General features: G+C 42.3%; 30 protein-coding genes and 4 pseudogenes. 17 read left to right on the forward strand and 17 right to left on the reverse strand.

The genetic code is table 11. From position 1 onward, the window contains the following. Window positions 1–245 precede the first annotated feature (245 nt). The 5 genes and pseudogenes from QWY93_RS18795 to QWY93_RS20185 form a co-directional block, all read right to left on the reverse strand. Window positions 246–440, reverse strand: a complete 195-nt coding sequence (locus tag QWY93_RS18795) for a M48 family metalloprotease (RefSeq protein WP_290249907.1) — start codon at window positions 438–440, stop codon at window positions 246–248. A gap of 236 nt (window positions 441–676) precedes the next feature. Then, window positions 677–1,218: pseudogene (locus tag QWY93_RS18805) on the reverse strand (M48 family metalloprotease). Between the two features lie 12 nt (window positions 1,219–1,230). Next, window positions 1,231–1,386 (reverse strand): type IX secretion system membrane protein PorP/SprF, encoded by a 156-nt coding sequence (locus tag QWY93_RS20175; RefSeq protein ID WP_494337488.1) that lies wholly within the window; start codon window positions 1,384–1,386, stop codon window positions 1,231–1,233. Between the two features lie 14 nt (window positions 1,387–1,400). Further along, window positions 1,401–1,661 (reverse strand): hypothetical protein, encoded by a 261-nt coding sequence (locus QWY93_RS20180; RefSeq protein ID WP_494337489.1) that lies wholly within the window; start codon window positions 1,659–1,661, stop codon window positions 1,401–1,403. Window positions 1,662–1,841: 180 nt separating this feature from the next. After that, complete coding sequence (locus QWY93_RS20185; RefSeq protein ID WP_494337490.1) at window positions 1,842–2,237, reverse strand: PorP/SprF family type IX secretion system membrane protein; 396 nt, start codon at window positions 2,235–2,237, stop codon at window positions 1,842–1,844. A gap of 427 nt (window positions 2,238–2,664) precedes the next feature. Between QWY93_RS20185 and QWY93_RS18815 the strand changes: the two genes are divergently transcribed. The 13 genes and pseudogenes from QWY93_RS18815 (at window position 2,665) to yaaA (ending at window position 8,660) form a co-directional block, all read left to right on the forward strand. Then, window positions 2,665–2,952 (forward strand): hypothetical protein, encoded by a 288-nt coding sequence (locus tag QWY93_RS18815; protein WP_290249909.1) that lies wholly within the window; start codon window positions 2,665–2,667, stop codon window positions 2,950–2,952. Between the two features lie 157 nt (window positions 2,953–3,109). Beyond that, window positions 3,110–3,391 (forward strand): hypothetical protein, encoded by a 282-nt coding sequence (locus tag QWY93_RS18820; RefSeq protein ID WP_290249910.1) that lies wholly within the window; start codon window positions 3,110–3,112, stop codon window positions 3,389–3,391. A 350-nt stretch (window positions 3,392–3,741) separates the two neighbouring features. Then, window positions 3,742–4,131 (forward strand): hypothetical protein, encoded by a 390-nt coding sequence (locus tag QWY93_RS18825; RefSeq protein ID WP_290249911.1) that lies wholly within the window; start codon window positions 3,742–3,744, stop codon window positions 4,129–4,131. Continuing rightward, on the forward strand, window positions 4,101–4,679 hold the full coding sequence (locus QWY93_RS18830; RefSeq protein ID WP_290249912.1) for a hypothetical protein: 579 nt from the start codon (window positions 4,101–4,103) through the stop codon (window positions 4,677–4,679). Before QWY93_RS18825 ends, QWY93_RS18830 begins: the two co-directional genes overlap by 31 nt. A gap of 369 nt (window positions 4,680–5,048) precedes the next feature. Then, entirely contained in the window at window positions 5,049–5,468 is a 420-nt protein-coding gene (locus QWY93_RS18835) for a hypothetical protein (RefSeq protein WP_290249913.1), read from the forward strand. 31 nt (window positions 5,469–5,499) lie between these two features. Further along, entirely contained in the window at window positions 5,500–5,721 is a 222-nt protein-coding gene (locus QWY93_RS18840) for a hypothetical protein (protein ID WP_290249914.1), read from the forward strand. After that, entirely contained in the window at window positions 5,691–6,026 is a 336-nt protein-coding gene (locus tag QWY93_RS18845) for a hypothetical protein (protein WP_290249915.1), read from the forward strand. Before QWY93_RS18840 ends, QWY93_RS18845 begins: the two co-directional genes overlap by 31 nt. Window positions 6,027–6,086: 60 nt before the next feature. Further along, the gene (locus tag QWY93_RS18850; RefSeq protein ID WP_290249916.1) at window positions 6,087–6,425 is read left to right on the forward strand and encodes a hypothetical protein; all 339 of its coding nucleotides are present in this window, start codon (window positions 6,087–6,089) and stop codon (window positions 6,423–6,425) included. A 68-nt stretch (window positions 6,426–6,493) separates the two neighbouring features. Further along, entirely contained in the window at window positions 6,494–7,090 is a 597-nt protein-coding gene (locus tag QWY93_RS18855; protein WP_290249917.1) for a hypothetical protein, read from the forward strand. A gap of 178 nt (window positions 7,091–7,268) precedes the next feature. Continuing rightward, window positions 7,269–7,709: a hypothetical protein gene (locus QWY93_RS18860; protein ID WP_290249918.1), complete on the forward strand. Its 441-nt coding sequence runs from the start codon at window positions 7,269–7,271 to the stop codon at window positions 7,707–7,709. Next, window positions 7,706–7,906 carry a T9SS type B sorting domain-containing protein gene (locus QWY93_RS18865; protein WP_290249919.1) on the forward strand — a complete coding sequence of 67 codons (201 nt, stop codon included), beginning with the start codon at window positions 7,706–7,708 and terminating at the stop codon, window positions 7,904–7,906. Before QWY93_RS18860 ends, QWY93_RS18865 begins: the two co-directional genes overlap by 4 nt. Window positions 7,907–7,960: 54 nt before the next feature. After that, window positions 7,961–8,440 (forward strand): annotated as a pseudogene (locus tag QWY93_RS18870) (YaaA family protein). Next, window positions 8,418–8,660: a peroxide stress protein YaaA gene (gene yaaA, locus QWY93_RS18875; RefSeq protein ID WP_290249920.1), complete on the forward strand. Its 243-nt coding sequence runs from the start codon at window positions 8,418–8,420 to the stop codon at window positions 8,658–8,660. Before QWY93_RS18870 ends, yaaA begins: the two are co-directional and overlap by 23 nt. A 158-nt stretch (window positions 8,661–8,818) precedes the next feature. Here the strand turns inward: yaaA and QWY93_RS18880 are convergent. The 12 genes and pseudogenes from QWY93_RS18880 to QWY93_RS18935 all read right to left on the reverse strand — a co-directional run bounded on the left by QWY93_RS18880 (window position 8,819) and on the right by QWY93_RS18935 (window position 14,797). Continuing rightward, window positions 8,819–9,338, reverse strand: a pseudogene (locus QWY93_RS18880) (YaaA family protein). A gap of 197 nt (window positions 9,339–9,535) precedes the next feature. Next, window positions 9,536–9,781 (reverse strand): T9SS type B sorting domain-containing protein, encoded by a 246-nt coding sequence (locus QWY93_RS18885; protein ID WP_290249921.1) that lies wholly within the window; start codon window positions 9,779–9,781, stop codon window positions 9,536–9,538. 25 nt (window positions 9,782–9,806) lie between these two features. Further along, window positions 9,807–10,064 carry a hypothetical protein gene (locus QWY93_RS18890; protein WP_290249922.1) on the reverse strand — a complete coding sequence of 86 codons (258 nt, stop codon included), beginning with the start codon at window positions 10,062–10,064 and terminating at the stop codon, window positions 9,807–9,809. Window positions 10,065–10,565: 501 nt separating this feature from the next. Next, complete coding sequence (locus QWY93_RS18895) at window positions 10,566–10,730, reverse strand: hypothetical protein (protein ID WP_290249923.1); 165 nt, start codon at window positions 10,728–10,730, stop codon at window positions 10,566–10,568. A gap of 192 nt (window positions 10,731–10,922) precedes the next feature. Next, a complete protein-coding gene (locus QWY93_RS18900) occupies window positions 10,923–11,135 on the reverse strand; it encodes a hypothetical protein (protein ID WP_290249924.1) in 213 nt (70 codons plus the stop codon). A gap of 231 nt (window positions 11,136–11,366) precedes the next feature. Beyond that, window positions 11,367–11,687: a hypothetical protein gene (locus tag QWY93_RS18905; RefSeq protein WP_290249925.1), complete on the reverse strand. Its 321-nt coding sequence runs from the start codon at window positions 11,685–11,687 to the stop codon at window positions 11,367–11,369. Further along, window positions 11,633–12,271 (reverse strand): hypothetical protein, encoded by a 639-nt coding sequence (locus QWY93_RS18910; RefSeq protein WP_290249926.1) that lies wholly within the window; start codon window positions 12,269–12,271, stop codon window positions 11,633–11,635. The genes QWY93_RS18905 and QWY93_RS18910 overlap by 55 nt, the downstream gene beginning before the upstream one ends. A 259-nt stretch (window positions 12,272–12,530) precedes the next feature. After that, the gene (locus QWY93_RS18915) at window positions 12,531–13,262 is read right to left on the reverse strand and encodes a hypothetical protein (protein WP_290249927.1); all 732 of its coding nucleotides are present in this window, start codon (window positions 13,260–13,262) and stop codon (window positions 12,531–12,533) included. Then, complete coding sequence (locus QWY93_RS18920) at window positions 13,232–13,492, reverse strand: hypothetical protein (protein WP_290249928.1); 261 nt, start codon at window positions 13,490–13,492, stop codon at window positions 13,232–13,234. Before QWY93_RS18920 ends, QWY93_RS18915 begins: the two co-directional genes overlap by 31 nt. Window positions 13,493–13,496: 4 nt before the next feature. After that, a complete protein-coding gene (locus QWY93_RS18925; RefSeq protein ID WP_290249929.1) occupies window positions 13,497–13,919 on the reverse strand; it encodes a hypothetical protein in 423 nt (140 codons plus the stop codon). A 192-nt stretch (window positions 13,920–14,111) separates the two neighbouring features. Beyond that, the gene (locus tag QWY93_RS18930; RefSeq protein ID WP_290249930.1) at window positions 14,112–14,399 is read right to left on the reverse strand and encodes a hypothetical protein; all 288 of its coding nucleotides are present in this window, start codon (window positions 14,397–14,399) and stop codon (window positions 14,112–14,114) included. Between the two features lie 143 nt (window positions 14,400–14,542). Continuing rightward, window positions 14,543–14,797, reverse strand: a complete 255-nt coding sequence (locus QWY93_RS18935) for a hypothetical protein (protein ID WP_290249931.1) — start codon at window positions 14,795–14,797, stop codon at window positions 14,543–14,545. A gap of 645 nt (window positions 14,798–15,442) precedes the next feature. Here QWY93_RS18935 and QWY93_RS19930 point away from each other — a divergent pair. From QWY93_RS19930 to QWY93_RS18950, 4 genes and pseudogenes are all read left to right on the forward strand, one after another. Then, complete coding sequence (locus QWY93_RS19930; RefSeq protein WP_353959699.1) at window positions 15,443–15,634, forward strand: hypothetical protein; 192 nt, start codon at window positions 15,443–15,445, stop codon at window positions 15,632–15,634. A gap of 249 nt (window positions 15,635–15,883) precedes the next feature. Further along, window positions 15,884–16,138 carry a type IX secretion system membrane protein PorP/SprF gene (locus QWY93_RS19935; RefSeq protein ID WP_353959700.1) on the forward strand — a complete coding sequence of 85 codons (255 nt, stop codon included), beginning with the start codon at window positions 15,884–15,886 and terminating at the stop codon, window positions 16,136–16,138. A gap of 297 nt (window positions 16,139–16,435) precedes the next feature. Continuing rightward, window positions 16,436–16,579 (forward strand): hypothetical protein, encoded by a 144-nt coding sequence (locus tag QWY93_RS18945; RefSeq protein WP_290249935.1) that lies wholly within the window; start codon window positions 16,436–16,438, stop codon window positions 16,577–16,579. A 253-nt stretch (window positions 16,580–16,832) separates the two neighbouring features. Further along, window positions 16,833–17,363: pseudogene (locus QWY93_RS18950) on the forward strand (M48 family metalloprotease); the annotation flags it as partial.

A 17,363-nucleotide genomic window follows, 5' to 3' on the forward strand; every position in this document is an offset into this window, starting at 1 on the left:
TTTCCAGCTTTCCTAACCTTTCCATCAAAGGAGGGTGGGAATAGTTGACAAAAACGTGCAAGGGATGTGGATTGATTTGGGTTAGTGTTTTGACCGAAAGCGTTTTTAATGCACTGGCAATGGCTTGCCATCATATGTTTCCTGGCAAATCGCTCCGCTTCAAATTCGTTTTTCCGGCTAAGCAATTCATAAATATTCCCAACACGGTACTTATTGGGGAAAACAGTAAGGCAAAACCTATCAAGTTAAATGGACTGCCCACCTATCACCTCCCATAGCTTGGCTGATTTCTGGTTATTGACGAATAAAGAAAGCAACAAAAGCATCACCCCTAATTGCAGGATACTTATCACCAAGCTTTGGATGATGTGCTTTTTCTTGAAGTGCCCTATTTCATGGGCCAGGACTGCTACCAATTCCTCTGGTTTGTGTTGCTCCACCAGGGTATCAAAAAGAACCACCTTTTTCTTTTGCCAAAACCGGAAAAAAAGGCATTTGCCTTAGTGGACCGTTTGCTTCCATCCATTACAAAAACATTTTCCAACGAAAACCCACGGAGGAAGCATATTCCATGATTTTACTTTCAGCTCCCCTTCTTCCAGAGGAGTTAATTTATTGAACAAAGGCAAGATCCATGAAGTGTAAAACATATTGATCAAAACCATGAAAACAGCAGCTACCCCCAAAAGTAAAGCCAGAAACCTTCCCCCAATTCCTGTATCAACCAAAGTAAAAGGGCAAGCAAGCCCCCACCTATTAATATCCCAACCAAATAACCTTTTACTTTATCTCCAAAAAAAGTTTTCCGGTGGTTTTATTAAACCCAAACTCTTCTTCAATTTTAAAAGTATGGTAATAATCAAATGGGATGGAAAGCAAATCAGAACCAATAAAAAGCAAGCCAAAAAACAACAGGGATTGTAAGATCATTGGATCTACCCATTGGCTAACCCATTGATCCAGCAAACCAAAACCACCCCAGATTAACATCCCCAAGGTGATGACCAAGGAAAACGAGCCACTTATTAGGCCAAAATAATAATTGGTTTTTTGATAAGATTTGGCCTCCTGAAGTTTTTCTTGATCCAAAAAATTTTGAAGGGTAGCAGGTACTTGGGGTACCTTTTGACGAACATTTAACCAGGAAGTGAATTTATCAAACAAAAATCCAAGGGTAATCAACCCGATCATCAAGTATTTTAAACTTTCTGCGCTCATTCGGCAAATCTACTAAAATTTGGGACAGGGAAGAATAGTGTCCCTCAACCTTGGTGCCCCAGGGTTCTTCCTATCTGGAAGACTGAAAGAAATGCTAATTTCATGAGCCCCACCGGACTGAATACCTAATTGGGAAACCGTATAATCAAAACTATAACCAATATCCATTCCGGTTGGCAAACTCAAGCCCAGCAAAACCACCAACGCATCCCGATTAGATTCCTGGTAATTGGTTTATAAGGAACCTCTATACAAAAACCCACAATCAAGGGTTCCGCATAAAGGTAAGCCCCTACATCCAGTTGCTCAAATGGGCCTTGCCGTTTATAGTTAAGGGTTGGGGTGATATACCTTTGTTTGTAAGTATGGGTAAAATCCCTTTTCATAGCACCATGGCCCAGGGGAATCCGGTAACCTGCATGACCGGAAAACTTGACCGGCAATTTGCTTTCCCCATCAAAAAAGACTGGTTGGGTTGATTAACATGGTGGGCTGAAGCCCCCAGCAAAAATTTTCAGTAAAAAAAAGCCCTCCAAATGATAAGGAGAGCATATCAATCGGATCCCCCAACCCATTCAGGTTCCCATCTCCTGGCATAGGCGGTGCGAATGGATCATTGGGATCTATTGATTGGCAAAAACCAAATTTTCATAAAAGCCAATATCTCTGCGGATATAGCTGGCTTGAAATCCAGGCCTGAAATACATGGACTCGGCCAATTTAAGTTCATAAGCATAAATCCCCGAAATGGTTAAGGACTTTAAATTTGCTGCCCCTTCAGTATCATTCATCACCATCACCCCTACACCACTATTATACCTTTCCAAAAAGGTATCATAATAAACAGAGAATGTTTTAAATTGGGCATCCAGTCCAGGCCATTGGGTTCGGTAATTGGCACCGATTCTACCTTGCAAATCTGAACCGGCAAAAGCGGGATTTAAATATAAAGGAGCTGCATAATATTGAGTATATTGTGGATCTTGGGCATAAGCATCACCTGTATAAATAATATACATCAAAATACAAAAAACAATATATATAAAAGACCTAAACAATTTTTTGTTCGTTTATTTGAGTAACATGTGTTTATTAAACGACATGATAAGACAGGTGTTTATCCTGGTAAAAGTAAATTATGAAAAGGAATCGTCCCAACATAACAAAAAAACATTTTTACTGTCCTAATATTGGTATTTTCATACCTTTTACACCCAATATACAGCTATTCACAGGGATATAATGAAAAACGAATGGGTTTTTGGGTACTGTGGCACAGCCAGGATAATAATTATATTTCATTTGGAAAGGTGAAAATCCTACCGTCCTCAGTTTACCAGGTTCTCAACTTTGGGTACGGCAATGTAGCCTTAGCTATTGACCCATCACTGGTGAAACACTATTTTACACCGATGGGCTTTGGTTTATAATTATTTAAATGAACCTATGCAAGGTGTGGTAGGCGAATTGGGAGGAATGGAAGATGAAAGGCAAACAGTTGCCATCGCTGAATTGGATTTTGAACCTCAAGGGGGGAATAGATTATTTTACACCTTTTACATTACCCCTGGAGGACAATTGGAATATGCCATCATGGACATGAACGACCAAGGAGGCCCCCTCCAACCAACCTCCAGCAGGATCAGTTTCTCCTGGGGGCACCATAGGCCCATCCGAAGGCCCTATTATTGTAATAAAAGCACCAGGCCAGCCAAGTTTCCTCATCAGTTTTGAAAATGGGCAAGTGATATCCAGGGAAATCTTGATCAAGAAGGGCAATTCGGAGCCCCCCGGTCCACTCCCTTGGATTTCACTCCTAAGGCAATTTATTACGAGGAAGTCACCAATACTTTATTATTCATACCTGAGGAACCTGGAATAAACATCACTCTTGTCAACATCAACCCAACACGGGGTCATTTGGATCCCACTTCGAAATCAGCAATCAGCAGGTCCTGAAACAATTGAAGGAGTGGTTGTTTCCCCAAATACAGATTATTTTTATTATAGCCAGGGAGACCAGATACTAAGAGTTCCTGCCAGTGGAGATTTTGATGGAACGCCAGAAGCTATCCCGTTAAATAATCCCGTAGAAAATGTTTATGACCTCAAATTTGGACCGGATGGTAAACTATATTATATCTATCAAGAGGAAAACAGTGATGCTTTTTAGTTGGAACAGTCAATAACCCAGAAGAGGAGGACCTGCTTAATGTAGAGGTGGATGAAGACCCTTTCCAGGGAACTGATTTTTGTGGATCTATATTTCCCCATTTTGCTCCAGATATGGATGGCATTAGTGGAACGGTGGATTTTTCCTGGTCCCCAAATCCCCCTTGCATGAATAATCCCTGCAGTTGACTTCAAATATAATTCCACCAAAATTCCAGTAGAAACCTATGAGTGGACGATTAATCCGGCCCCAACAGATCAAGATGGTGAGGAACTTGAGTAGATTTAAATGAGGAACATCTTCTTTTACCCGCAGCGGCCACCAATGAACAAAACATTAACGTTTCACTGGTGGTAGAATTTGGAGATGGTAGTAAGGATTCAGTAGCCTACCCCATTACCTTGCAGGAAAACAACCTTCAGGCCAACTTTATGCCCTCAGATACAACTACCTGTAACCAATGTGTTGACCTGAATGAAATGCTGGATGTCTCCAGTGGTGAGGAAGGCCAGGGTGGGGGAATGGAGGTGGAGGGACCGGTGGAGGCCAAGGAGGCGGCCAAACCAACTATGAGTATTTCTGGTCCAATAAAAAGGATGAAGGATGGATACCTGAAGGAGCCAATGAAGTTTGTGAGCCGGGCTTATATTGGGCATTGGTTAGGGAACCAGGATCCTCTTGTTATGTTTATGCACAAACCAGGGTCAAAATGTGGGACCCGGAGACCGATCAAAAGATAGATGACCAGACCAATTCGGTTTGGTACTTTGGCCAAAACGGTGGGCTAAATTTCAACCCGACCCTGACGACCCGGATGGAATTGTCCCCCGCCCAGTGGAAGACCCTGGTTGGATGGAATCTACCTGCAGGGACTACCACCATCTCTGACCAAACCGGACAGGTTTTGTTTTATACTGATGGCCAAACCGTTTGGGATCTTAATGGAAATGTCATGGAAGGGGGACAGGATATAGGAGGTGACAATTCCTCTTCCCAAAGTGTGGTGGCCGTACCCATCCCACAGGAAGAATCTCTATATTACCTGTTCACCACTGAATCGGCAAGTGGAGGAAGCAACCAGGTAAAATTTAGTCTGGTAGATATCAAGGGGGAAAACCCCAGTGGGGTAGGAAGTGTGGTAAGTGGGGACAACTTCTTATTCAGCCCCGGCACGGAACAAGCGGCTGCCCTGACAGCAGGAGACACCACCTGGATGATGTTTCATGAAATGGGCAACAACTCTTTTAGAGCTTATCCTATTACAATGAGGGAATTGGGCAACCCGTAATCAGTTCAGCAGGAAGCGACCATAATTTTGGCACTGGAGTTGGAACCATGAAATTCAATTCCGATGGAAGCAAATTGGCTGTTACCATCAATGATGGAGGAGAAAATAAAGTTGAAATTTTGATTTGATCAGGACACTGGTCTTTTGACCCCTTATGCTTCTATTGATTTGATGTCCAATGATGAGGTGTATGGTCTGAGTTTTCCAATGACGGGCAAAGAATTTTGTCTCTTACCGCAATGGAGGAGGCATTCAGGAATTCCCTGTAGAAGGGGGAACTACCACCGATAACACTGACCCTGACAACCCCATTACACAATCCTGTCCAAGCTGCTTTGAAAATGCCTCCACTCAGGCTGCAATAGAACAATGTATTCTGACAATATCACGACCTTAGCCCAAAGCAGTGGCCAAAATTTGGGAGCCCTCCAAATTGGCCCGGATGGGCAGATATATGCCTCAATTGTTGGAGCAAGTCAGGTTGGACAGATCCAGGCGGCACTGACTGCAACAGCAGCACCTACCGTCCTGACGGACCACAAACAGGTGGCACCAATGGACTGGGCTTACCCTCCTTTGTTCAAAACTCTGGAAGCAGTATCCCTGAGCCGGGACTGGAAGGGCCAGATAGATTATGTTTGGCAGATGGAGAAGCACTGGGCACATTTGAAGGAGGTGGAGAACCCGATATTGACAGTTATTTTTGGACCATTACGGATACTGATGGGAATGAGATCCACACTTTTGGAGGTGTCGGTGAAGATTTCCAAACCATGGAATACCCTTTGATTCGGCTGGGGTTTATACTGTTACTTTGGATGTGGAAAGGTGCCGGGTAGGATTTAATTATCACCATGAAACAAAAGAAGTAGAAATTCTCCCTCCTGTCCTTACCTTGATTGATGATGTTACTACTTGTAGTGGCAACCCTGTAACCTTAACAGCTATAGATGGCTATGATGAAAGTGAGGATCTGTATAATTTTGATTGGAGAAATGCTGCTGGTGAAGTATGGGAGACAGCTCATCCAATACTATTGTAGTGGATGAGGCAAGCATTTATACAGTAACCGTTTCTTATAAAACCCCTGTCGGAGAAGACCCGGCGACTTACGAAACATGTGCTGTTTCAAGTTCTGTATTTGTGGGACCCGCTTTTGATTTTGACCTGAACCAAACTGCCGAATCATCATGTTACAATGAAAATGTTGTCAATTTTGCACCAAACACCCCAGTGGAAGGGGATTGGGCCTACCAGGTTCAAGGGGACAGCACCTCATTTGTTTCACTTGGAAGAGGCTTTGAGTTAAACTTGAATGTTTCCAATTACCCGGTCCGGGAATTATGATATTATATTCACCACTGAAGATCCCATCTTGAAGGTTGTATAGTTGAAAAAAGGGCAGAATTGGAGGTAAGCCCTCTGCCTGAATTTTCCATTGATGCAATTACCCCGGCAACAAGTTGTAACAGTTTGGATGGAAGTTTTGAAATCAATATGGAATCCGATGCGGATTCTGTTATCGTAGTGGAAACCGGAATGAATTTTATTAACGTCACCCAAGGAGAAACATTGACTCCCGGCAACCTTGATCCTGGAATTTACACCGTCAAGGCAAGGCTAGGAGGCTGCGTCAATTTTAAAACTGTAAGCATTCAAAACAACAATCCTCCTAGTAGCTTTGACCCAACGGTAACCCCTAACTCAGAAGTTTGCGGCCCGGATGGAACCCTAATGGTTCCTTGATATAGAATTGGCAGATCTTCTCAGGGAGGAGAATATGTGATTACCGTGAATTGGATGGTGTTCAATTTATGGGATCTTTTACCGGAAATACATCCGTGTCCCTAAGCAGTGGAGAATATGCAGTAGAGTTATCTGATGCCAGTGGTTGCGCTTTTCATATGACAGTCTTTTTACAATTGAAGGAAAAAAACAGGGTGGATTTTTCCATCCCAACCCAAACTATCGCCTGCGAGGCTTTTATTTTCAGGCCTCAATCCGAGGAGGACTTAACATTTACTATCACGGATCCAAATGGGACTACCTTAAGTCCAGATTCAGAAGGAAATTTCACCTTAGGGTTGGAAGGGACCTACCAGGTAAAGGGAGCACCAGCAGATCCTAACAATGAAGATTGTCCAAGAATAAGAGATTTGAACCTGGTTTTAAATGATCAGGTAATATATGAAGTATCAGGCCCGCAATATCAATGTAACTCTCCAAGAGGGGTTTACCGAGCCGTACTTGATCCTGGGTTTGATCCTGATGATTATATTTTTATGTGGAGGAACAGTGAGGGCACAATAGTCAATAGGGTCAGACAATATCCTCCGCTCAACAAGAAGAATTATCACTGGAGGTTCAACCAAAAATTGGGGCTGCCTGCCGGGACCTCCAATTACTTTTGAAACCGTCCCATTTGTTCACCAAGCCCAGGTATCCCTGAATGCAGAGTCCGGCATTTGTTTTGACAACACCCCTGCTGTCATTACTGCTGATATTGATGTTGAACTATCTGATGAAATCAGGATAGAATGGCACCGGGTAACTAATGGAAATTCAGAAAGGATCCCCCAATTTGACGATTTGACTGAAATTTCAGTAGATGAATCTGGGACATACCGGGCTTTTGTAATCAATGAAACCGCAGACCTGCAATGTATCATAGGAACAGATGAAATTGAAGTTTTCAGATCGGATTCAGAACCACCTGTTTTAGAGGAGAGTTATACCATTTGTGCCATTGAAGGGGTGTCTACAACCTTGGATTCATTGGGAAATTGGTCTGAATATGAGTGGTGGCTTGATGGAGAATTGGTCAGCACTGACTCCACCTTCACTCCTATCGAACCGGGCAATTATGAACTTATTCTTTCAGATCAGGCCAGCTGTGAATATGCACTTTCATTTGAAGTAATTGAGGATTGTAGGCTCCTGATCACCATTCCTACAGGTCTTGTCCCTGGAGACGAGGAAAGAAACTTTGTTGTTTACGTCAATGATTTTGTGGATGAGATCAGTTTTTGATTTATAACCGATGGGGCGAGTTAATTTATCATTGTATAGAGGAAAATGTTCCAGAAAATTCCCCATTTTGCGAATGGAATGGATTTGTCAATGGCAAAAAGGTCCCCATAGGCACCTACCCTGTCATTGTCAAATATAAAAGCCAGGACCAAAACCTAGAACAAACCATCAAAAAAGCTATTGTAGTAGTAGAATAAACGCATGATCACATTAATTCCCCAGCCAAATCACTGGATTTAAGCAGCACTGACATTTCATTATCGACTCAACCTGATTTTCCCAAGGAAATCCAATCCTTGGTTTCCATCATGAAGAAAAAGTCCACTTCTGACATCCAAAATTTGATGAAAGTCAGTGAAAACATTGGAGAACTTAAACATGAGAGGTATAGAAATTTTGAAAAAGAGTTTACCCGGAAAATTCAAAGCAGGCGCTTTTGACTTTTAATGGGATGTTTACAGAAATATGGATATTGAACATATTCCTTAAAGGATTTTGAATTTGCCCAAGAACATCTTAGGATCCTTTCCGGTTTATACGGACTCCTTAAACCCATGGACTTGATCCAACCCTATCGTTTGGAGATGGGAATTTCCCTGGAAAATAAAAAAGGGAAAAACCTTTATGAATTCTGGGGCGATAAAATTGCAAAAGCAATTGATAAAGCCAGCAATGGTGATCCTGTGATTGACCTGGCATCCAAAGAATATGGAAAAAGCAGTCAATCTTAAAGCATTAAAAAGCCCCATCGTTCATGTTAACTTTAAGGAATTCCGGAATGGGAAATATAAAATTGTAGGTACTTTGGCCAAACAAGCCAGGGGAATGATGGCCAATTATATTATCAAAAATAAAATCAATGACCCTGATAAAATCAAACTCTTTAATGAAGACGGTTATGAATTTTCGGAGCCCGAAAGCAAAGGAAATAAGTGGATTTTCGTACGTTAATAAAACATAGCCTTAATAATATTTTAAGGCTATGTTTTATTAACGTACGAAAATCCACTTATTTCCTTTGCTTTCGGGCTCCGAAAATTCATAACCGTCTTCATTAAAGAGTTGATTTATCAGGGTCATTGATTTTATTTTGATAATATAATTGGCCATCATTCCCCTGGCTGTTTGGCCAAAGTACCTACAATTTTATATTTCCCATTCCGGAATTCCTTAAAGTTAACATGAACGATGGGGCTTTTTAATGCTTTAAGATTGACTGCTTTTCCATATTCTTTGGATGCCAGGTCAATCACAGGATCACCATTGCTGGCTTTATCAATTGCTTTTGCAATTTTAGCCCCAGAATTCATAAAGGTTTTTCCCTTTTTTATTTTCCAGGGAAATTCCCATCTCCAAACGATAGGGTTGGATCAAGTCCATGGGTTTAAGGAGTCCGTATAAACCGGAAAGGATCCTAAGATGTTCTTGGGCAAATTCAAAATCCTTTAAGGAATAATGTTCAATATCCATATTTCTGTAAACATCCCCATTAAAAGTCAAAAGCGCCTGCTTTGAATTTTCCCGGGTAAACTCTTTTTCAAAATTTCTATACCTCTCATGGTTAAGTTCTCCAATGTTTTCACTGACTTTCATCAAATTTTGGATGTCAGAAGTGGACTTTTTCTTCATGATGGAAACCAAGGATTGGATTTCCTGGGAAAATCAGGTTGAGTCGATAATGAAATGTCAGTGCTGCTTAAATCCAGTGATTTGGCTGGGGAAATTAATGTGATCATGCGTTTATTCTACTACTACAATAGCTTTTTTGATGGTTTGTTCTAGGTTTTGGTCCTGGCTTTTATATTTGACAATGACAGGGTAGGTGCCTATGGGGACCTTTTTGCCATTGACAAATCCATTCCATTCGCAAAATGGGGAATTTTCTGGAACATTTCCTCTATACAATGATAAATTAACTCGCCCCATCGGTTATAAATCAAAACACTGATCTCATCCACAAAATCATTGACGTAAACAACAAAGTTTCTTTCCTCGTCTCCAGGGACAAGACCTGTAGGAATGGTGATCAGGAGCCTACAATCCTCAATTACTTCAAGAAAGTGCATATTCACAGCTGGCCTGATCTGAAAGAATAAGTTAATTGCCCGGTTCGATAGGAGTGAAGGTGGAGTCAGTGCTGACCAATTCTCCATCAAGCCACCACTCATATTCAGACCAATTTCCCAATGAATCCAAGGTTGTAGACACCCCTTCAATGGCACAAATGGTATAACTCTCCTCTAAAACAGGTGGTTCTGAATCCGATCTGAAAACTTCAATTTCATCTGTTCCTATGATACATTGCAGGTCTGCGGTTTCATTGATTACAAAAAGCCCGGTATGTCCCAGATTCATCTACTGAAATTTCAGTCAAATCGTCAAATTGGGGGATCCTTTCTGAATTTCCATTAGTTACCCGGTGCCATTCTATCCTGATTCATCAGATAGTTCAACATCAATATCAGCAGTAATGACAGCAGGGGTGTTGTCAAAACAAATGCCGGACTCTGCATTCAGGGATACCTGGGCTTGGTGAACAAATGGGACGGTTTCAAAAGTAATTGGAGGTCCCGGGCAGGCAGCCCCAATTTTGGTTGAACCTCCAGTGATAATTCTTCTTGTTGAGCGGAGGATATTGTCTGACCCCTATTGACTATTGTGCCCTCACTGTTCCTCCACATAAAAATATAATCATCAGGATCAAACCCAGGATCAAGTACGGCTCGGTAAACCCTCTTGGAGAGTTACATTGATATTGCGGGCCTGATACTTCATATATTACCTGATCATTTAAAACCAGGTTCAAATCTCTTATTCTTGGACAATCTTCATTGTTAGGATCTGCTGGTGCTCCCTTTACTGGTAGGTCCCTTCCAACCCTAAGGTGAAATTTCCTTCTGAATCTGGACTTAAGGTAGTCCCATTTGGATCCGTGATAGTAAATGTTAAGTCCTCCTCGGATTGAGGCCTGAAAATAAAAGCCTCGCAGGCGATAGTTTGGGTTGGGATGGAAAAATCCACCCTGTTTTTTCCTTCAATTGTAAAAAGACTGTCATATGATGAAAAGCGCAACCACTGGCATCAGATAACTCTACTGCATATTCTCCACTGCTTAGGGACACGGATGTATTTCCGGTAAAAGATCCATAAATTGAACACCATCCAATTCACGGGTAATCACATATTCTCCTCCCTGAGAAGGATCTGCCAATTCTATATCAAGGGAACCATTAAGGGTTCCATCCGGGCCGCAAACTTCTGAGTTAGGGTTACCGTTGGGTCAAAGCTACTAGGAGGATTGTTGTTTTGAATGCTTACAGTTTTAAAATTGACGCAGCCTCCTAGCCTTGCCTTGACGGTGTAAATTCCAGGATCAAGGTTGCCGGGAGTCAATGTTTCTCCTTGGGTGACGTTAATAAAATTCATTCCGGTTTCCACTACGATAACAGAATCCGCATCGGATCCATATTGATTTCAAAACTTCCATCCAAACTGTTACAACTTGTTGCCGGGGTAATTGCATCAATGGAAAATTCAGGCAGAGGGCTTACCTCCAATTCTGCCCTTTTTTCAACTATACAACCTTCAAGAATGGGATCTTCAGTGGTGAATATAATATCATAAATCCCGGACCGGGTAAATTGGAAACATTCAAGTTTAACTCAAAGCCTCTTCCAAGTGAAACAAATGAGGTGCTGTCCCCTTGAACCTGGTAGGCCCAATCCCCTTCCACTGGGGTGTTGGTGCAAAATTGACAACATTTTCATTGTAACATGATGATTCGGCAGTTTGGTTCAGGTCAAAATCAAAAGCGGGTCCCACAAATACAGAACTTGAAACAGCACATGTTTCGTAAGTCGCCGGGTCTTCTCCGACAGGGGTTTTATAAGAAACGGTTACTGTATAAATGCTTGCCTCATCCACTACAATAGTATTGGATGAGCTGTCTCCCAATACTTCACCAGCAGCATTCTCCAATCAAAATTATACAGATCCTCACTTTCATCATAGCCATCTATAGCTGTTAAGGTTACAGGGTTGCCACTACAAGTAGTAACATCATCAATCAAGGTAAGGACAGGAGGGGGAGGAATTTCTACTTCTTTTGTTTCATGGTGATAATTAAATCCTACCCGGCACCTTTCCACATCCAAAGTAACAGTATAAACCCCAGCCGAATCAAAGGGGTATTCCATGGTTTGGAAATCTTCACCGACACCTCCAAAAGTGTGGATCTCATTCCCATCAGTATCCGTAATGGTCCAAAAATAACTGTCAATATCGGGTTCTCCACCTCCTTCAAATGTGCCCAGTGCTTCTCCATCTGCCAAACATAATCTATCTGGCCCTTCCAGTCCCGGCTCAGGGATACTGCTTCCAGAGTTTTGAACAAAGGAGGGTAAGCCCAGTCCATTGGTGCCACCTGTTTGTGGTCCGTCAGGACGGTAGGTGCTGCTGTTGCAGTCAGTGCCGGCCGGATCTGTCCAACCTGACTTGCTCCAACAATTGAGGCATATATCTGCCCATCCGGGCCAATTTGGAGGGTCCCAAATTTTGGCCACTGCTTTGGGCTAAGGTCGTGATATTGTCAGAAATACATTGTTCTATTGCAGCCTGAGTGGAGGCATTTTCAAAGCAGCTTGGACAGGATTGTGTAATGGGGTTGTCAGGGTCAGTGTTATCGGTGGTAGTTCCCCCTTCTACAGGGAATTCCTGAATGCCTCCTCCATTGCGGTAAGAGACAAAAATTCTTTGCCGTCATTGGAAAACTCCAGACCATACACTCATCATTGGACATCAAATCAATAGAAGCATAAGGGGTCAAAAGACCAGTGTCCTGATCAAAATCAAAAATTTCAACTTTATTTTCTCCTCCATCATTGATGGTAACAGCCAATTTGCTTCCATCGGAATGAATTTCATGGTTCCAACTCCAGTGCCAAAATTATGGTCGCTTCCTGCTGAACTGATTACGGGTTGCCCAATTCCCTCATTGGTAATAGGATAAGCTCTAAAAGAGTTGTTGCCCATTTCATGAAACATCATCCAGGTGGTGTCTCCTGCTGTCAGGGCAGCCGCTTGTTCCGTGCCGGGGCTGAATAAGAAGTTGTCCCCACTTACCACACTTCCTACCCCACTGGGGTTTTCCCCCTTGATATCTACCAGACTAAATTTTACCTGGTTGCTTCCTCCACTTGCCGATTCAGTGGTGAACAGGTAATATAGAGATTCTTCCTGTGGGATGGGTACGGCCACCACACTTTGGGAAGAGGAATTGTCACCTCCTATATCCTGTCCCCCTTCCATGACATTTCCATTAAGATCCCAAACGGTTTGGCCATCAGTATAAAACAAAACCTGTCCGGTTTGGTCAGAGATGGTGGTAGTCCCTGCAGGTAGATTCCATCCAAAACCAGGGTCTTCCACTGGGCGGGGGACAATTCCATCCGGGTCGTCAGGGTCGGGGTTGAAATTTAGCCCACCGTTTTGGCCAAAGTACCAAACCGAATTGGTCTGGTCATCTATCTTTTGATCGGTCTCCGGGTCCCACATTTTGACCCTGGTTTGTGCATAAACATAACAAGAGGATCCTGGTTCCCTAACCAATGCCCAATATAAGCCCGGCTCACAAACTCATTGGCTCCTTCAGGTATCCATCCTTCATCCTTTTTATTGGACCAGAAATACTCATAGTTGGTTTGGCCGCCTCCTTGGCCTCCACCGGTCCCTCCACCTCCAGTTCCCCCACCCTGGCCTTCCTCACCACTGGAGACATCCAGCATTCATTCAGGTCAACACATGGTTACAGGTAGTTGTATCTGAGGGCATAAAGTTGGCCTGAAGGTTGTTTTCCTGCAAGGTAATGGGGTAGGCTACTGAATCCTTACTACCATCTCCAAATTCTACCACCAGTGAAACGTTAATGTTTTGTTCATTGGTGGCCGCTGCGGGTAAAAGAAGATGTTCCTCATTTAAATCTAACTCAAGTTCCTCACCATCTTGATCTGTTGGGGCCGGATTAATCGTCCACTCATAGGTTTCTACTGGAATATTTGGTGGAATTATATTTGAAGTCAACTGCAGGGGATTATTCATGCAAGGGGATTTGGGGACCAGAAAAATCCACCGTTCCACTAATGCCATCCATATCTGGAGCAAAATGGGGAAATATAGATCCACAAAAATCAGTTCCCTGGAAAGGGTCTTCATCCACCTCTACATTAAGCAGGTCCTCCTCTTCTGGGTTATTGACTGTTCCAACTAAAAAAGCATCACTGTTTTCCTCTTGATAGATATAATATAGTTTACCATCCGGTCCAAATTTGAGGTCATAAACATTTTTACGGGATTATTTAACGGGATAGCTTCTGGCGTTCCATCAAAATCCACTGGCAGGAACTCTTAGTATCTGGTCTCCCTGGCTATAATAAAAATAATCTGTATTTGGGGAAACAACCACTCCTTCAATTGTTTCAGGACCTGCTGATTGCTGGATTTCGAAGTGGGATCCAAATGAACCCGTGTTGGGTTGATGTTGACAAGAGTGATGTTTATTCCAGGTTCCTCAGGTATGAATAATAAAGTATTGGTGACTTCCTCGTAATAAATTGCCTTAGGAGTGAAATCCAAGGGAGTGGACCGGGGGGCTCCGAATTGCCCTTCTTGATCAAGGATTTCCCTGGATATCACTTGCCCATTTCAAAACTGATGAGGAAACTTGGCTGGCCTGGTGCTTTTATTACAATAATAGGGCCTTCGGATGGGCCTATGGTGCCCCCAGGAGAAAACTGATCCTGCTGGAGGTTGGTTGGAGGGGGCTCCTCCTTGGTCGTTCATGTCCATGATGGCATATTCCAATTGTCCTCCAGGGGTAATGTAAAAGGTGTAAAATAATCTATTCCCCCTTGAGGTTCAAAATCCAATTCAGCGATGGCAACTGTTTGCCTTTCATCTTCCATTCCTCCCAATTCGCCTACCACACCTTGCATAGGTTCATTTAAATAATTATAAACCAAAGCCCCATCGGTGTAAAATAGTGTTTCACCAGTGATGGGGTCAATAGCTAAGGCTACATTGCCGGTACCCAAAGGTGAGAACCTGGTAAACTGAGGACGGTAGGATTTTCACCTTTTCCAAATGAAATATAATTATTATCCTGGCTGGTGCCACAGTACCCAAAAACCCATTCGTTTTCATATATCCCTGTGAATAGCTGTATATTGGGGTAAAAGGTATGAAAAATACCAATATTAGGACAGTAAAAAATGTTTTTTTGTTATGTTGGGACGATTCCTTTTCATAATTTACTTTTACCAGGATAAAACACCTGTCTTATCATGTCGTTTAATAAACACATGTTACTCAAATAAACGAACAAAAAATTGTTTAGGTCTTTTATATATATTGTTTTTTTTTGTTTTGATGTATATTATTTATACAGGTGATGCTTATGCCCAAGATCCACAATATACTCAATATTATGCAGCTCCTTTATATTTAAATCCCGCGCTTTGCCGGTTCAGATTTGCAAGGTAGAATCGGTGCCAATTACCGAACCCAATGGCCTGGGACTGGATGCCCAATTTAAAAACATTCTCTGTTTATTATGATACCTTTTGGAAAGGTATAATAGTGGTGTAGGGGTGATGGTGATGAATGATACTGAAGGGGCAGCAAATTTAAAGTCCTTAACCATTCGGGGATTATGCTTATGAACTTAAATGGCCGAGTCCATGTATTTCAGGCCTGGATTTCAAGCCAGCTATATCCGCAGAGATATTGGCTTTTATGAAAATTTGGTTTTTGCCAATCAAATAGATCCCAATGATCCATTCGCACCGCCTATGCCAGGAGATGGGAACCTGAATGGGTTGGGGATCCGATTGATATGCTCTCCTTATCATTTGGAGGGCTTTTTTTACTGAAAATTTTTGGCTGGGGGCTTCAGCCCACCATGTTAATCAACCCAACCAGTCTTTTTTGATGGGGAAAGCAAATTGCCGGTCAAGTTTTCCGGTCATGCAGGTTACGGATTCCCCTGGGCCATGGTGCTATGAAAAGGGATTTTACCCATACTTACAAACAAAGGTATATCACCCCAACCCTTAACTATAAACGGCAAGGCCATTTGAGCAACTGGATGTAGGGCTTACCTTTATGCGGAACCCTTGATTGTGGGTTTTTGGTATAGAGGGCTTCCTTATAAACCAATTAACCAGGAATCTAATCGGGATGCGTTGGTGGTTTTGCTGGGCTTGAGTTTGCCAACCGGAATGGATATTGGTTATAGTTTTGATTATACGGTTTCCCAATTAGGTATTCAGTCCGGTGGGGCTCATGAAATTAGCATTTCTTTCAGTCTTCCAGATAGGAAGAACCCTGGGGCACCAAGGTTGAGGGACACTATTCTTCCCTGTCCCAAATTTTAGTAGATTTGCCGAATGAGCGCAGAAAGTTTAAAATACTTGATGATCGGTTGATTACCCTTGGATTTTTGTTTGATAAATTCACTTCCTGGTTAAATGTTCGTCAAAAGGTACCCCAAGTACCTGCTACCCTTCAAAATTTTTGGATCAAGAAAAACTTCAGGAGGCCAAATCTTATCAAAAAACCAATTATTATTTTGGCCTAATAAGTGGCTCGTTTTCCTTGGTCATCACCTTGGGGATGTAATCTGGGGTGGTTTTGGTTTGCTGGATCAATGGGTTAGCCAATGGGTAGATCCAATGATCTTACAATCCCTTGTTTTTTGGCTTGCTTTTATTGGTTCTGATTTGCTTTCCATCCCATTTGATTATTACCATACTTTAAAATTGAAGAAGAGTTGGGTTAATAAAACCACCCGGAAAACTTTTTTGGAGATAAAGTAAAAGGTTATTTGGTTGGGATATTAATAGGTGGGGGCTGCTTGCCCTTTTACTTTGGTTGATACAGGAATTGGGGGAAGGTTTCTGGCTTTACTTTTGGGGGTAGCTGCTGTTTTCATGGTTTTGATCAATATGTTTTACACTTCATGGATCTTGCCTTTGTTCAATAAATAACTCCTCTGGAAGAAGGGGAGCTGAAAAGTAAAATCATGGAATATGCTTCCTCCGTGGGGTTTCGTTGGAAAATGTTTTTGTAATGGATGGAAGCAAACGGTCCACTAAGGCAAATGCCTTTTTTTCCGGTTTTGGCAAAAAGAAAAAGGTGGTTCTTTTGATACCCTGGTGGAGCAACACAAACCAGAGGAATTGGTAGCAGTCCTGGCCCATGAAATAGGGCACTTCAAGAAAAAGCACATCATCCAAAGCTTGGTGATAAGTATCCTGCAATTAGGGGTGATGCTTTTGTTGCTTTCTTTATTCGTCAATAACCCAGAAATCAGCCAAGCTATGGGAGGTGATAGGTGGGCAGTCCATTTAAACTTGATAGGTTTTGCCTTACTGTTTTCCCCAATAAGTACCGTGTTGGGAATATTTATGAATTTGCTTAGCCGGAAAAACGAATTTGAAGCGGAGCGATTTGCCAAGGAAACATATGATGGCAAGCCATTGGCCAGTGCATTAAAAACGCTTTCGGTCAAAACACTAAACCAAATCAATCCACATCCCTTGCACGTTTTTGTCAACTATTCCCACCCTCCTTTGATGGAAAGGTTAGGAAGCTGGAAAA

It is taken from the genome of Echinicola jeungdonensis, assembly GCF_030409905.1.
Classification (GTDB): Bacteria; Bacteroidota; Bacteroidia; order Cytophagales; family Cyclobacteriaceae; genus Echinicola; species Echinicola jeungdonensis.

What these genes read in the sequence shown, in the direction of transcription:
- QWY93_RS20175 (WP_494337488.1), bottom strand. Translation starts at nt 1,386, where the DNA reads ATGGATATTGGTTATAGTTTTGATTATACGGTTTCCCAATTAGGTATT.
- QWY93_RS20185 (WP_494337490.1), bottom strand. Translation starts at nt 2,237, where the DNA reads ATGTATATTATTTATACAGGTGATGCTTATGCCCAAGATCCACAATAT.
- QWY93_RS18815 (WP_290249909.1), top strand. Translation starts at nt 2,665, where the DNA reads ATGCAAGGTGTGGTAGGCGAATTGGGAGGAATGGAAGATGAAAGGCAA.
- QWY93_RS18830 (WP_290249912.1), top strand. Translation starts at nt 4,101, where the DNA reads ATGTGGGACCCGGAGACCGATCAAAAGATAGATGACCAGACCAATTCG.
- QWY93_RS18835 (WP_290249913.1), top strand. Translation starts at nt 5,049, where the DNA reads ATGTATTCTGACAATATCACGACCTTAGCCCAAAGCAGTGGCCAAAAT.
- QWY93_RS18845 (WP_290249915.1), top strand. Translation starts at nt 5,691, where the DNA reads ATGGGAGACAGCTCATCCAATACTATTGTAGTGGATGAGGCAAGCATT.
- QWY93_RS18855 (WP_290249917.1), top strand. Translation starts at nt 6,494, where the DNA reads ATGGGATCTTTTACCGGAAATACATCCGTGTCCCTAAGCAGTGGAGAA.
- yaaA (WP_290249920.1), top strand. Translation starts at nt 8,418, where the DNA reads ATGGAAAAAGCAGTCAATCTTAAAGCATTAAAAAGCCCCATCGTTCAT.
- QWY93_RS18890 (WP_290249922.1), bottom strand. Translation starts at nt 10,064, where the DNA reads ATGAATCTGGGACATACCGGGCTTTTTGTAATCAATGAAACCGCAGAC.
- QWY93_RS18900 (WP_290249924.1), bottom strand. Translation starts at nt 11,135, where the DNA reads ATGAATTTTATTAACGTCACCCAAGGAGAAACATTGACTCCCGGCAAC.
- QWY93_RS18915 (WP_290249927.1), bottom strand. Translation starts at nt 13,262, where the DNA reads ATGTGGGACCCGGAGACCGATCAAAAGATAGATGACCAGACCAATTCG.
- QWY93_RS18920 (WP_290249928.1), bottom strand. Translation starts at nt 13,492, where the DNA reads ATGCTGGATGTCTCCAGTGGTGAGGAAGGCCAGGGTGGGGGAACTGGA.
- QWY93_RS18925 (WP_290249929.1), bottom strand. Translation starts at nt 13,919, where the DNA reads ATGAAGACCCTTTCCAGGGAACTGATTTTTGTGGATCTATATTTCCCC.
- QWY93_RS19930 (WP_353959699.1), top strand. Translation starts at nt 15,443, where the DNA reads ATGTATTTCAGGCCTGGATTTCAAGCCAGCTATATCCGCAGAGATATT.
- QWY93_RS18945 (WP_290249935.1), top strand. Translation starts at nt 16,436, where the DNA reads ATGATCTTACAATCCCTTGTTTTTTGGCTTGCTTTTATTGGTTCTGAT.